At 51.9% G+C, this 14608-nt stretch carries 11 protein-coding genes and 2 pseudogenes; 9 read left to right on the plus strand and 4 right to left on the minus strand.

Translation table 11 applies throughout. The annotated features are described in order from the left end of the window. Positions 1-50: 50 nt before the first annotated feature. On the plus strand, positions 51-494 hold the full coding sequence (gene holC, locus J4645_RS15155; RefSeq protein WP_001523689.1) for a DNA polymerase III subunit chi: 444 nt from the start codon (positions 51-53) through the stop codon (positions 492-494). Beyond that, on the plus strand, positions 494-3349 hold the full coding sequence (locus J4645_RS15160; RefSeq protein WP_001647332.1) for a valine--tRNA ligase: 2856 nt from the start codon (positions 494-496) through the stop codon (positions 3347-3349). Before holC ends, J4645_RS15160 begins: the two co-directional genes overlap by 1 nt. Before the next feature lie 141 nt (positions 3350-3490). On the opposite strand, the gene J4645_RS15165 is transcribed toward J4645_RS15160, so the two are convergent. After that, positions 3491-4678, minus strand: coding sequence for a YjgN family protein (locus tag J4645_RS15165; RefSeq protein WP_001066974.1), 1188 nt, complete (start codon positions 4676-4678; stop codon positions 3491-3493). A gap of 194 nt (positions 4679-4872) precedes the next feature. Here J4645_RS15165 and J4645_RS15170 point away from each other — a divergent pair, with 194 nt between their 5' ends. Next, entirely contained in the window at positions 4873-5376 is a 504-nt protein-coding gene (locus tag J4645_RS15170; RefSeq protein ID WP_001519079.1) for a GNAT family N-acetyltransferase, read from the plus strand. A gap of 106 nt (positions 5377-5482) precedes the next feature. After that, positions 5483-5964, plus strand: a pseudogene (locus J4645_RS15175) (DUF3617 domain-containing protein). A 244-nt stretch (positions 5965-6208) separates the two neighbouring features. On the opposite strand, the pseudogene miaE reads toward J4645_RS15175, so the two are convergent. Beyond that, positions 6209-7020: pseudogene (gene miaE, locus J4645_RS15180) on the minus strand (tRNA isopentenyl-2-thiomethyl-A-37 hydroxylase MiaE). A gap of 11 nt (positions 7021-7031) precedes the next feature. After that, positions 7032-7448 (minus strand): ribonuclease E inhibitor RraB, encoded by a 417-nt coding sequence (gene rraB / locus J4645_RS15185; protein ID WP_000002940.1) that lies wholly within the window; start codon positions 7446-7448, stop codon positions 7032-7034. A gap of 165 nt (positions 7449-7613) precedes the next feature. On the opposite strand from rraB, the gene argF (J4645_RS15190) reads away from it, so the two are divergent. Further along, the gene (gene argF / locus J4645_RS15190) at positions 7614-8618 is read left to right on the plus strand and encodes an ornithine carbamoyltransferase (protein ID WP_000103041.1); all 1005 of its coding nucleotides are present in this window, start codon (positions 7614-7616) and stop codon (positions 8616-8618) included. Between the two features lie 72 nt (positions 8619-8690). On the opposite strand, the gene J4645_RS15195 is transcribed toward argF (J4645_RS15190), so the two are convergent. Beyond that, positions 8691-9143 carry a YhcH/YjgK/YiaL family protein gene (locus tag J4645_RS15195; protein WP_000583457.1) on the minus strand — a complete coding sequence of 151 codons (453 nt, stop codon included), beginning with the start codon at positions 9141-9143 and terminating at the stop codon, positions 8691-8693. A 676-nt stretch (positions 9144-9819) separates the two neighbouring features. Here J4645_RS15195 and arcA point away from each other — a divergent pair. From arcA to J4645_RS15215, 4 genes are all read left to right on the plus strand, one after another. Beyond that, a complete protein-coding gene (gene arcA, locus J4645_RS15200; RefSeq protein WP_000410838.1) occupies positions 9820-11040 on the plus strand; it encodes an arginine deiminase in 1221 nt (406 codons plus the stop codon). A 10-nt stretch (positions 11041-11050) separates the two neighbouring features. Then, positions 11051-11983: a carbamate kinase gene (gene arcC / locus J4645_RS15205; protein ID WP_000428751.1), complete on the plus strand. Its 933-nt coding sequence runs from the start codon at positions 11051-11053 to the stop codon at positions 11981-11983. Positions 11984-12094: 111 nt separating this feature from the next. Beyond that, positions 12095-13099 carry an ornithine carbamoyltransferase gene (gene argF / locus J4645_RS15210; RefSeq protein WP_000237031.1) on the plus strand — a complete coding sequence of 335 codons (1005 nt, stop codon included), beginning with the start codon at positions 12095-12097 and terminating at the stop codon, positions 13097-13099. Positions 13100-13154: 55 nt separating this feature from the next. Further along, entirely contained in the window at positions 13155-14558 is a 1404-nt protein-coding gene (locus J4645_RS15215) for a YfcC family protein (RefSeq protein ID WP_023214687.1), read from the plus strand. The last annotated feature ends 50 nt before the right edge of the window (positions 14559-14608 follow it).

Consider the following 14608-nt stretch of genomic DNA (forward strand, 5'->3'; position numbering starts at 1 on the left):
CGGGAGGCATCATGGCAACGCATTTAAATCCACCACAAGAAGCCCCATATATGAAGAATGCGACGTTCTATCTTCTGGATAATGACACTACCGTCAATGGTTTAAGCGCCGTTGAACAACTGGTGTGTGAAATTGCCGCAGAACGTTGGCGCGCCGGCAAGCGCGTGCTGATCGCCTGCGAAGATGAGAAGCAGGCCATTCGGTTGGATGAAGCGCTGTGGGCAAGACCGGCGGAAAGTTTTGTCCCGCACAATCTGGCAGGCGAAGGCCCACGCGGCGGCGCGCCGGTTGAAATTGCCTGGCCGCAAAAACGCAACAGCAGCCCGCGCGATATTTTAATCAGCCTGCGTACAAGCTTTGCAGATTTTGCCACCGCTTTCACAGAAGTGGTAGACTTCGTCCCTTACGAAGAAACTTTGAAACAACTGGCGCGCGAACGCTACAAAGCCTACCGCGTGGCTGGTTTTAACCTGAATACGGCAACCTGGAAATAATGGAAAAGACATATAACCCCCAAGATATCGAACAGCCGCTTTACGAGCACTGGGAAAAGCAGGGCTATTTCAAGCCTAACGGCGACGAAAGCAAAGAGTCCTTCTGCATCATGATCCCGCCGCCGAACGTCACCGGCAGTTTGCATATGGGACATGCTTTCCAGCAAACCATCATGGATACCATGATCCGTTACCAGCGTATGCAGGGTAAAAACACTCTGTGGCAGGTCGGCACCGACCACGCCGGGATCGCGACCCAGATGGTGGTTGAGCGCAAGATTGCCGCTGAAGAAGGTAAAACCCGTCACGACTACGGCCGCGATGCGTTTATCGACAAAATCTGGCAGTGGAAAGCGGAATCCGGCGGCACCATTACCCGTCAGATGCGCCGTCTCGGCAACTCCGTTGACTGGGAACGCGAGCGCTTCACCATGGACGAAGGCCTTTCCAATGCCGTGAAAGAAGTCTTTGTTCGCCTGTACAAAGAAGACCTGATTTACCGTGGCAAACGCCTGGTGAACTGGGACCCGAAACTGCGCACCGCCATCTCTGACCTGGAAGTGGAAAACCGCGAGTCCAAAGGCTCGATGTGGCACATCCGCTATCCGCTTGCCGACGGCGCGAAAACCGCAGACGGTAAAGATTACCTGGTTGTCGCCACCACCCGTCCGGAAACCGTACTGGGCGATACCGGCGTGGCCGTGAACCCGGAAGATCCGCGTTATAAAGATCTGATTGGCAAATTCGTTATTCTGCCGCTGGTTAACCGCCGTATTCCGATTGTGGGCGACGAACACGCCGATATGGAAAAAGGCACCGGCTGCGTAAAAATCACCCCGGCGCACGACTTTAACGACTATGAGGTCGGGAAACGTCATGCCCTGCCGATGATCAACATCCTGACCTTTGACGGCGACATCCGCGAAAGCGCGGAAGTGTTCGATACCAAAGGTGAAGAGTCTGACGTTTATTCCAGCGAGATTCCGGCTGAGTTCCAGAAGCTGGAACGCTTTGCTGCCCGTAAGGCCATCGTTGCTGCCGTTGACGCGCTCGGCCTGCTGGAAGAAATTAAACCGCACGATCTGACCGTCCCTTACGGCGACCGTGGCGGCGTGGTTATCGAACCGATGCTGACCGACCAGTGGTACGTCCGTGCCGACGTGCTGGCGAAACCGGCAGTGGAAGCGGTTGAGAACGGCGACATTCAGTTCGTACCGAAGCAGTACGAAAACATGTACTTCTCCTGGATGCGTGATATCCAGGACTGGTGTATCTCTCGTCAGTTGTGGTGGGGTCACCGTATCCCGGCATGGTATGACAACGACGGCAACGTCTACGTTGGCCGTACCGAAGACGAAGTGCGTCAGGAAAATAACCTCGGCGCCGACGTTGCGCTTCGTCAGGACGAAGACGTTCTTGATACCTGGTTCTCCTCCGCGCTGTGGACTTTCTCCACCCTCGGCTGGCCGGAAAACACCGACGCCCTGCGTCAGTTCCACCCCACCAGCGTGATGGTGTCCGGCTTCGATATCATCTTCTTCTGGATTGCCCGCATGATCATGATGACCATGCACTTCATCAAAGATGAAAACGGCAAGCCGCAGGTGCCGTTCCATACCGTCTATATGACCGGTCTGATTCGCGACGACGAAGGCCAGAAGATGTCCAAATCCAAGGGTAACGTTATCGACCCGCTGGATATGGTGGACGGCATCTCCCTGCCGGAACTGCTGGAAAAACGCACCGGCAACATGATGCAGCCGCAGATGGCGGAGAAAATTCGCAAGCGTACCGAGAAGCAGTTCCCGAACGGCATCGAGCCGCACGGCACCGACGCCCTGCGCTTTACCCTGGCGGCGCTGGCCTCGACCGGCCGCGATATCAACTGGGATATGAAGCGTCTGGAAGGTTACCGTAACTTCTGTAACAAGCTGTGGAACGCCAGCCGCTTTGTGCTGATGAACACCGAAGAGCAGGATTGCGGCTTCAACGGCGGTGAAATGACGCTGTCGCTGGCGGACCGCTGGATCCTGGCGGAATTCAACCAGACCGTTAAAGCGTACCGCGACGCGCTGGACAGCTTCCGCTTCGATATCGCCGCGGGCATTCTGTACGAGTTCACCTGGAACCAGTTCTGTGACTGGTATCTGGAGCTGACCAAGCCGGTAATGAACGGTGGCACCGAAGCCGAACTGCGCGGCACCCGCCATACGCTGGTCACCGTACTGGAAGGTCTGCTGCGCCTGGCGCACCCGATCATCCCGTTCATCACCGAAACCATCTGGCAGCGCGTGAAGGTTATCTGTGGCATTACCGCCGACACCATCATGCTACAGCCGTTCCCGGAATATAACGCCGCACAGGTGGATGAAGCCGCGTTGGCCGATACCGAGTGGCTGAAGCAGGCGATCGTCGCCGTACGTAACATTCGTGCGGAAATGAACATCGCCCCGGGCAAACCGCTGGAACTGCTGCTGCGCGGCTGTAGTGAAGAAGCCGTTCGTCGTGTTAACGACAACCGTAGCTTCCTGCAAACCCTGGCGCGTCTGGAAAGCATCACCGTGCTGCCAGCCGATGACAAAGGTCCGGTTTCCGTGACCAAAATCATCGACGGCGCTGAACTGCTGATCCCGATGGCTGGCCTCATCAACAAAGAAGATGAGCTGGCGCGTCTGGCGAAAGAAGTGGCGAAAATCGAAGGCGAGATTGCCCGTATCGAAGGCAAACTCTCCAACGAAGGTTTCGTTGCCCGCGCGCCGGAAGCGGTCATTGCCAAAGAGCGTGAGAAGCTGGACGGTTACGCAGAAGCGAAAGCGAAACTGATTGAGCAGCAGGCGGTTATTAGCGCGCTGTAATCTGAAAGCCTGATGGCGCTTCGCTTATCAGGCCTACACGTTCGCTTATTGACATGGCGCGATCGGTAGGCCGGATAAGGCATTCACGCCGCCATCCGACAACATGAATTATGGGCCGACGTAAACGTCGGCCTTTTTACATCAGATAAACGGGAAGTAAGGCATGATGCCACGAGAAATCCACATTAGCAGGCTGTTTTCCAGCGGCTTCTCATCATTGGTTAACTCAAGCGAATCCAGATCGCCCTGGACCTGTGTATTCTGCGCCAGCCAGCTCACCAGCCAAATTTTCAACCACGGATAAGCCAGCCCTAAGGTCACGCCGGAAATCACAAACACCACCAGTAACCGCCACAGCATACCGTGTGCAGTGACAGAGGAATGAAAACGAATCGAATCGTTCGCCAGTGACAAATTGTTTAAAAACAGGTTGCGTAACGCCACATATAAGTAACTGGTTACCACAATAATCGCGAGAAAATAGAGGAAATAACATGCCATTATCTGGCCATAATATTGCAGAATAAGCGCCCCTCCTGCCTGCGCATTCCCCATCATACTCAAAAGAATCATGTCGGTGAACACCGGCGCGATTAGATAACCAATCACGACAGCAAAAGGGAAAAGGGTCAACATTGCCAACACGCACCCTCTGATGCACGTTTTAACATTAACCTGAATCGAGAAACGATGAATGCCAAAGTTTGCGCCATTGCCAAACAAGGTCATCCATTTGCTGTAGGTAATACCGTTAATGACCCCTATCCCAATAATAGCCAGCAAACCGAGAAAAACGATATTGAACACTAAACCGCCGACGGCGATGGTTACCAGTGAGATAATATAAAGAACAATATAAAGCGCCACCATCAGGAGTACCGGGAGAGCGAACATGTACCACCAGGCGCGCCGCATGGAACACTGGAATCCAAAATGTACGCCATTAAGCGAAGTCATCATCGCCTGATACTGTAATCCTTTCACCGCCATAAAAGGAATAATCGCAATTAATAAGCCGAATAGCGTAAAACCGAGACCGGGATGACCGTGTTCAATAAGAGAGAGGCTAACAATATAAATAATAAAAACTAACAACACACTAATAAATAATGCGCCGCCCGTGGCTTTGTAAGCAAAAGGCTGATTGTTTAGCGTCATATTAGTATAAATATAACGTCGACATTTCACCATCGCCCACGGCGCATAGATTCCCAACGTGATACACGTCAACAAGAAATTCACAAGGCAAATAACAAAATACTTTCCGCCCTTGCCTGTAAACACCAACGTGTGATTATGGTTATCTTTACTACTGATAACGTTATTCATGAATCATATCCCTGAATTACAATCTATTAGAATTAATAATAAAAACCAGTAAATTGTTACTGATTTGACTACGATACTATTTTTGTTTAATTTTTCCGCCTTTTATTTTGTCTGATTCAGGATCTCCTTGCGCGTAACTCAAGACGGTGGTATTAAAGTAATCTATAAATAAATTTTAAAAATTGAGCCATATTATGAATAATGTCGCCTCGCCAACGCTCACGGTGCGCCGAATCACTACCGCCGACAATGCCGCTATTGCCCGTGTCATCCGTCAGGTTTCAGCGGAATACGGACTTACCGCCGATAAAGGTTATACCGTTGCCGACCCCAATCTGGATGAACTGTATCAGGTTTATAGCCAACCGGGCGCGGCCTACTGGGTGGTAGAGCAAAACGGTTGTGTGGTGGGCGGCGGCGGCGTGGCGCCGTTATCCTGTAGCGAACCAGACATTTGTGAACTGCAAAAAATGTATTTTTTACCGGTAATTCGTGGTCAGGGGCTGGCGAAAAAGCTGGCGCTGATGGCGCTGGATCATGCCCGTGAACAGGGTTTTAAACGCTGCTATCTGGAAACAACGGCTTTTTTACGCGAGGCGATTGCGCTATACGAACGTTTAGGATTTGAACATATTAGCGAACCGCTCGGTTGCACCGGACATGTCGATTGCGAAGTGAGGATGTTAAAGGATCTCTGAAAACCAGGCGTTTATTTATCCTCGCCAGGTATTATTTTTGCTGATATAAGTAATCCCGGAAACATCCTGTTATCCGGGAATCACTTATTATTCAAGGAAGTTATAAATGAAACACCTATTATCAGCAATTGTTTTCCCCGCTATGTTTATTAGTATCTCTAATGTATATGCATTAGATATACAGCCCGGCGAATGGAAAATATAGAAATGCGCACCATCAATCCAGATACAAAAGAAGTATTAATGGATGAAAAAAATTCGGGCATAGCGACGCTTATGTGTTATACCCCTAAAATGTCTGAAGATTCTAAAAAAATGGTGAAGGGGTTTTCTACCAGTGCAGGCGGTTGCACGACAACTTTTGTAGAAAGTACGGATACCAAACTGATCAATGAGACTGTCTGTAATAATCCTGATGCCAAATCGCACTCTATTGTAGAAACGACGAAAATAAGCGATACAGAATTTGCGATGACCATGAAATCGGATGTCGATGCAGGAGGTAATAAAACAACCTCCATCAACAAAATTAAACAAACCTTTGTTGGCAAGACCTGCTCTGAAGCGTCAAAAGGCGTGAAACAGTAACTATTTCAACACAAAAACCCGTAGTGATTGATGCAATAATGGCATTGTTCACGGTCACCTTTCGGGAATATAACACTGAGTGAGTTCTTTTTTGCCTGCCGCTGGCAGGCTTTACTCAGAGCAGAATATCATGAAAATGACCTTTCCTGCTCGCCAGCAGCTTGATGCCGGGCGGATGACCACCACAAATTTTGCAGACGGCGACAGCGTAAAAGATAAAAACGCTAATCTTTAATTTTACCCTTTATCCGGCGGCTGGCACGCCGCTATGAAAACGAAACTCGCGGTCTGGCGACAAGATAAGGTCAGCTTCCACCTCGCCAAAATAGCGCACGCGCGCAGAAATGTCCTCGGTGGAAATCTGCTGCGCCAGCGCCAGGTAATCCTGATAATGCCGCGCTTCGGAGCGCAGAAGCGAGAGATAAAACGTCTGTAAATCCTCATCCAGCCAGGGCGCCAGAGCGGCAAAACGTTCGCAGGAGCGGGCTTCGATATACGCCCCACAAATCAGCTTATCAATTAAGGTGAGCGGTTCGTGCGTGCGTACCGCTTTCAACATTCCTTTCGCGTAGCGGCTGGCGGTGATTTTCACATAAGGAATGTTTCTGGCCTGCATGACCTCGCGTACCTGCCAAAAATGGTGCAACTCCTCTTTAATCAATAACACCATACGGTCGATAAGCTGACGACCCCAGGGGTCATCAGTTTGCGGCATGGCGCTTTTGCTAATCTGTCTATGCAGGGCAACAAAATCCGGCTCCGGCCCCTGACGAAACGCGAACGCCTCGTAAGGTTGCAGCCAGGCGAGCAGCGCGTCGGCGCCCGATTTATCGGCGACATATTTACGCACCAACAGCAACGCGGTTTGCGCAGCCTTCAGTTCGCAGATCAAGTGATCGGTAAGCAGAAGAGGAAGATTTTGCGGATCGCGGGCCTGGACAATCCACGCCTGCGGCGTCGGGCAATGCAGGAAATTAAGCACCGGAGAGAGTATTTGCGGGTAATTCATACGTAACCTGTAAAAAAATACGACAGCAGACGCTGCCGTACCGTCATACTATACAGCTTTAGTGACGCACGCCGTCGTCATCTTCATCGACATAATCGTCGTCATCACCCTCTTCGCCATTAGGGTCTTCAAAATAGGTTCCCCAGCCGTCGTATTCAACATCATATTTTTCCGCCAGGTTCATCAGTTGCTCAACCTGAGCGTCGATGAGTTCGGCGTTCAACGCGCACTCGCTGAGAATGTCGCAACAAATAACCGTATCGCCCTCTTCCACTTCCAGCTCTTCCGGCTCCGTCACTTCATAGCCGAGTTTAAAGGCTTCTACCGCGGCTTTTTCCAACGTTTCGAAATCGTCAGCGGAAAGGTGATGCTCGATAGTGTACAGCGCATCCGGATCGCTGCCGTCCTCAAGTAACTCTTCAATAATTAACCGCGTTTCTTCACGCTGCTCTTCCAGTAATTCCGGGTTTGCCATAGCTCGTTCCTCATAGATGTCCTGCCGATACTCTTATTGTCACATACCGCCGACGTTGCCTCCACCTTATCGAGAAAAGTTTTATCAAACAGGGTTGCAAATGAATAATCATCCATATAAAGTGAATTTTAATTCAATTAGAGGCCTAAGCCATGTGAGGGAAGTATGTCTACGTTTTACCAAAAACCTTTTTTAAAGTTACTTGATTTCACCGCCAGTGAACTCACTGCTCTGTTGCAGCTTGCCGCCAAACTGAAAGCCGATAAGAAAAACGGTAAAGAAGAACAAAAGCTGGTGGGTAAAAATATTGCGCTCATCTTCGAAAAAGACTCGACCCGGACACGATGCTCTTTCGAAGTTGCCGCATACGATCAGGGGGCGCGCGTGACGTACCTGGGCTCCAGCGGGAGCCAGATCGGCCATAAAGAGTCCATCAAAGATACTGCCCGCGTCCTGGGCCGGATGTTTGACGGTATTCAGTATCGAGGATATGGCCAGGAGATCGTCGAAACGCTGGCTGAATATTCCGGTGTGCCGGTATGGAACGGTTTAACCGATGAGTATCACCCAACGCAATTACTGGCGGATCTGCTCACCATGCAGGAACATCTGCCGGGTAAAGCCTTTAACGAGATGACGTTGGTCTATGCCGGAGACGCGCGTAATAACATGGGTAACTCCATGCTGGAAGCCGCCGCGTTAACAGGATTGGATCTCCGTCTGGTCGCGCCAAAAGCCTGCTGGCCGCAAGCCGCGTTAGTGGCGGAGTGCAGCGCCATGGCGAAAAAGAACGGTGGCGCCATCACCCTGACCGAAGATATCGCCTCGGGCGTAAAAGGCGCGGATTTTATCTATACCGATGTTTGGGTCTCTATGGGCGAACCCAAAGAGAAATGGGCGGAGCGTATTGCCCTGCTGCGTGATTATCAGGTCAACAGCCAGATGATGGCGTTAACCGGCAATCCGCAGGTTAAGTTCCTGCATTGTCTGCCTGCGTTCCATGATGACGAAACCACGCTCGGCAAAAAAATGGCCGAAGAGTACGGTTTACATGGCGGGATGGAAGTGACCGACGAGGTTTTTGAGTCTGCGGCCAGCATTGTCTTTGATGAAGCGGAAAACCGAATGCATACCATCAAAGCAGTAATGGTAGCGACGCTGTCTAAATAATGTCGTTATGATGCCGGATGGCGGTTGGCCTACAAAATCGCAACGTGCAGGCGCCGCCATCCGGACAAAATATTACGCCATCAGCATTTTCACCACCGCTTTACGTACCCGCGCCGGTTCTCCCACCGCGCACAGGGGCTTATGCACTTCGCCGGGATAAAACACCACAAAGTCGCCTTCGTTCAGGACGACGGTTTTCTCGTCGACGCTCGTCGGTAAAAATGCAATGTCTTTATCCGTCAGCCAGTCCGTGTGCGGCGTTCCTGCAGGCCGGGTACTGAATGCCATCCCTTCCTGACCTTGTAGCACAATCTGAATATCAAGATAACGGGCGTGATACTCTGCGCTGCGCGATTCGCCCGGCTCCGTCATATTTTCAGAAATCATATAAAACAGCCTGTCGCCGTCAATGTCATACTTACCTGGCGCGGTCGTTGCCGTGACATGCGCATTGACGTGCTCAATCGCCTGCCGTAACGCCGTCGGCAGCCAGGCCTCCAGATGTTCAATATTGCCAATAATCATCGCATCCCCTTAGTTAAAACAGCATTTTATTTTTTCTCTTTATACGAGAAAAATGGCTGCCATACTACCCTTACTCTCATCGATTTTGCGCCAGCGCATGTTTATCGCCAGCGGTGTTTATATATTGTTAATAGTTCGCCCAACTTTATGCAGTACCTATGCATAAACCCCAGCGGCGCCAAATCGCCATCACTAACAACCCTTTGATATTAAAGGCGTTAACATAAAAACGTTTTAGCGATCACAATTCGCTCTCCCTGCATAAATGACTTCTATATCCATAGTTATTTTTAAATTATTTAAATATCCCCGATAATAAAATCCCCCTCACGCATAGTTATGCAACTCTTAAAAATAATCACTTTGTTTTCAATTAGTTAAGATTTAAATATCATTCAATACAACAAACAAATAATTAACAATAAAAAAATAACAAACCATATAGCTGCGTAGTAATTCATTTAATGCCTTATTGTTTTTTGAATTTCTCTGACCCGGCTCATATATTAAATAAGAAAAATAGCACTCCTTGATTGATGTGAATCTCATCACATTAACAACCCCAATAAAATTCAATCATTGCTCCCGAATTTAACTGAAACGCCGCGACTGCAAGCACGCTAAATATTTGCAGCCACTCCTTCTTTATTCTTGAAATTATGTAAAAGGTATAATGATGGAAAAGCATTTTGTCGGTTCTGAAATCGGTCAATTACGCAGTGTAATGTTGCATCGGCCCAATCTCAGCCTAAAAAGACTTACCCCTTCAAATTGTCAGGAATTACTTTTTGACGATGTATTATCCGTAGAGCGCGCTGGCGAAGAGCATGACATTTTTGCCAACACGCTGCGCCAGCAAGGGATAGAAGTGTTGCTGTTAACCGACCTGCTCACCCAAACGCTGGATGTGGCTGACGCTAAAGCCTGGCTACTGGACACGCAAATTTCCGATTATCGCCTTGGGCCCACCTTTGCCGCAGATATTCGCGCCTGGTTGGCGGATATGCCGCACCGTGAACTGGCTCGCCATTTAAGCGGCGGTTTAACTTACGGCGAAATCCCCGCCTCCATAAAAAATATGGTGGTCGATACTCACGATATTAATGACTTTATTATGAAGCCATTACCGAATCACCTATTTACCCGTGACACGTCCTGCTGGATATATAACGGCGTCTCAATTAACCCCATGGCGAAACCTGCACGCCAACGTGAAACGAATAATTTACGTGCTATTTATCGCTGGCATCCTCAATTCGCAGACGGTGATTTCATTAAATATTTCGGCGACGAGGACATTAATTACGACCACGCCACTTTAGAGGGCGGCGATGTGCTGGTGATTGGCCGCGGCGCGGTGTTGATCGGTATGTCTGAACGTACTACGCCGCAGGGCGTCGAGTTCCTGGCGCAGGCATTGTTTAAACATCGTCAGGCGGAACGCGTCATTGCCGTTGAACTGCCAAAACATCGCTCCTGTATGCACCTTGACACCGTCATGACCCACATTGATATCGACACCTTCTCCGTCTATCCGGAAGTCGTTCGCCCGGACGTTCAGTGCTGGACGCTGACGCCAGACGGACGCGGCGGTCTGAAACGAACCCAGGAGAGCACGCTGGTTCATGCTCTTGAAAAAGCGCTTGGCATCGATCAGGTGCGCTTAATCACCACTGGCGGCGACGCATTTGAAGCTGAGCGCGAACAGTGGAATGACGCCAATAACGTGCTCACCCTGCGTCCCGGCGTGGTGGTGGGCTATGAGCGCAACATCTGGACCAACGAAAAATACGACAAAGCCGGCATTACCGTCCTTCCCATTCCCGGCGATGAACTGGGTCGCGGGCGCGGGGGCGCACGCTGCATGAGCTGTCCACTGGAACGCGATGGTATTTAAAGGAGACGTTATGGAAAACAAACGCACACTGGTCGTCGCGCTGGGCGGCAATGCGCTGCTCAAACGCGGCGAACCGCTGGAGGCTGATATTCAGCGTAAAAATATCGAACTGGCGGCCAGAACCATCGCCCAGCTTACCCGGCAATGGCGCGTGGTGTTAGTGCATGGCAACGGCCCACAGGTAGGACTGCTGGCGCTACAAAATAGCGCCTACGCTAACGTTACGCCCTACCCGCTTGATATTCTCGGTGCGGAAAGCCAGGGCATGATTGGCTACATGCTGCAACAGGCGCTGAAGAATCATCTGCCGGAGCGTGAAATCAGCGTCCTGCTCACCCAGGTCGAAGTCGATGCCAACGACCCGGCATTCCTCAATCCAACCAAATATATCGGACCGATTTACGACGAAGCGCAGGCCCGTGCGTTACAGGCAGAAAAGGGCTGGGTATTCAAAGCCGACGGTAACGCCTTCCGCCGCGTTGTGCCCTCCCCGCAGCCGAAACGCATTGTGGAAAACGATGCCATCCGCGCGCTGATTAGCCGCGATCACCTGGTTATCTGTAACGGCGGCGGCGGTGTGCCGGTCGTGGAAAAAGCCGATGGCTACCACGGTATCGAGGCGGTGATCGACAAAGATCTGTCCGCCGCCCTGCTTGCCAGCCAAATTCACGCCGACGCGCTGCTCATTCTGACCGATGCCGACGCGGTGTATCTCGACTGGGGCAAGCCCACCCAACGCCCGCTGGCGCAGGTTACGCCGGAGCTGCTTCGTGAAATGCAGTTCGACGCCGGTTCGATGGGCCCGAAAGTGACCGCCTGCGCTGAGTTTGTCAGCCATTGCCGCGGCATTGCCGGAATCGGCTCGCTGGCGGATGGGCAAGCCATTCTCGCGGGCGAGAAAGGTACTTTGATTCGGTGTGAAACCGCCGACGTTGACGCATAAGGCTTTTTACCGGATGGCGGCTTCCGCCTTATCCGGCCTACAGCGCGCGCATAACCGTGGGCCGGATAAGCGCAGCGCCATCAGGCAATTCATTTTAACAAGGATATTGTAATGGTTATTTCACTGAAAAATCGTAACTTTTTGAAGCTGCTTGACTACACCCCGGCGGAAATCCAACACCTCATCGATCTGGCTATTGAGCTGAAAGCCGCAAAAAAAGCCGGATGCGAAAAGCAAACGCTGATCGGCAAAAACATCGCGCTGATTTTTGAAAAAACCTCTACCCGCACCCGATGCGCGTTTGAAGTCGCCGCTTTCGACCAGGGCGCGCAGGTGACTTATCTCGGCCCAAGCGGCTCGCAGATCGGCCATAAAGAGTCCATGAAAGATACTGCTCGCGTCCTGGGGCGGATGTATGACGGCATCGAATATCGCGGTTTTGGTCAACACATTGTGGAAGAGCTGGGGGAATACGCGGGCGTTCCCGTCTGGAACGGCCTGACCGATGAATTTCACCCCACACAGATCCTGGCCGATCTGATGACCATGCTGGAACACGCGCCGGGTAAAACGCTGCCGGAACTGAGCTTCGCCTACCTGGGCGACGCGCGCAACAACATGGGCAACTCGCTGATGGTGGGCGCGGCGAAGATGGGCATGGATATCCGCCTGATAGCGCCAAAGTCCTTCTGGCCTGATGCCGCGCTGGTCGCGCAGTGCCGGGAAATCGCCAGCGTTACCGGCGCTCGTATCACCTTAACGGAGAGCGTTGAAGACGGCGTTCACGGTGTGGATTTCCTCTATACCGACGTCTGGGTCTCGATGGGAGAACCCAAAGAAGCCTGGGCGGAGCGCGTCAGTCTGATGACGCCATATCAGGTCAACCAGCAGGTGGTAAACGCTACCGGTAATCCTGATGTGAAGTTTATGCACTGCCTGCCCGCCTTCCATAACGAGCACACCAAAGTGGGACGCGAAATCGAAATGGCTTACGGCCTGAAAGGACTGGAGGTCACGGAAGAGGTGTTCGAGTCCGCAGGCTCGATAGTCTTCGATGAAGCGGAAAACCGGATGCACACCATCAAAGCGGTCATGGTGGCGACGCTCGGCGACTAATCCCACAGGATATGCGCCCTCGCGGCGCATATCCGTGATATCAGGAGAGAACATCATGGGTAAATTTAAATTTCCCACCGCTTATACCATCCTGTTTATTCTTATTGCCCTGGTCGCGGTGATGACCTGGATTGTGCCGGCGGGAAAATACCAAATGGCGATGAACGCCACGCTGGGAAAAGAGGTGCCGGTGGCGGGAACGTATGCCCCCGTGGACGCGCATCCGCAAGGGATTACCGCTGTTTTACTGGCGCCGATTGACGGCCTCTATAACCACGAAACCTACACCGCCGGCGCCATTGACGTCGCGCTGTTTGTCTTGATTATCGGCGGCTTTCTGGGGGTGGTGAATAAAACGGGGGCGATTGATGCCGGTATTGAACGGGTAACAGTCAAACTCAACGGCAAAGATGAGTGGATGATCCCCATTCTGATGGCGCTGTTCGCCGCAGGCGGCACTATCTATGGCATGGCGGAGGAGTCGTTGCCCTTCTACACGCTGCTGGTGCCGGTTATGATGGCGGCCCGCTTCGATCCGTTAGTGGCGGCGGCAACCGTACTACTCGGCGCGGGGATAGGCACGCTCGGTTCGACCATTAACCCTTTCGCCACGGTCATTGCCGCCAACGCCGCCGGCATCCCTTTTACTCAGGGAATGCTGATGCGCGTACTGCTGTTAATTGTCGGCTACGTACTGTGCGTGTTTTGGGTAATGCGCTATGCGCGCAAAGTCCGCGCCCATCCTGAGCTTTCTGTCGTGGCGGATAAAATGGAGGAAAATCGCGCCCATTTCCTCGGCAATCGCGCCAATACACTGCTGGAGTTTACGGCTACCCGGAAATGGGTGCTGCTGATCTTCACCGCCTCTTTCGCGGTGATGATTTACGGCGTGGCGGTTCTCGGCTGGTGGATGGCGGAAATCTCCGGCGTTTTTCTGGCGGCGGCGATTATCGTTGGCGTGATAACGCGGATGGGCGAGGAAGCGTTCACCAGTACCTTTATCGACGGCGCGCGGGATTTGCTCGGCGTGGCGCTAATTATTGGTATCGCGCGCGGCATTGTGGTGGTCATGGATAACGGTATGATTACCCACACCATTTTGCACAGCGCGGAAAGTCTGGTTTCCGGCCTCTCTACCACCATTTTCATAAACGTAACCTACTGGCTGGAAGTATTGCTTTCCTTCCTGGTGCCCTCCTCTTCCGGTCTTGCCGTATTGACGATGCCCATTATGGCGCCGTTAGCGGATTTTGCCCACGTACAGCGGGATTTGGTCGTAACCGCCTACCAGTCGGCCTCCGGGATTGTGAACCTGGTTACTCCCACCTCCGCCGTGGTCATGGGCGGTCTGGCAATCGCGCGGGTTCCCTATGTCCGCTATCTGAAATGGGTCGCGCCGCTGTTGCTGATCCTGACATTGCTGAATATGGCGGTACTGAGCATCGGAGCGATGATGTAACGAGCCAGATGGCGACGCGTCTTATCCGACAGGACTGATAAGCACAGCGC

Origin of the sequence: Salmonella sp. 32082101201600294FB01SM01 (assembly GCF_017572865.1) — a bacterium.
Classification (GTDB): Bacteria; Pseudomonadota; Gammaproteobacteria; order Enterobacterales; family Enterobacteriaceae; genus Salmonella; species Salmonella enterica.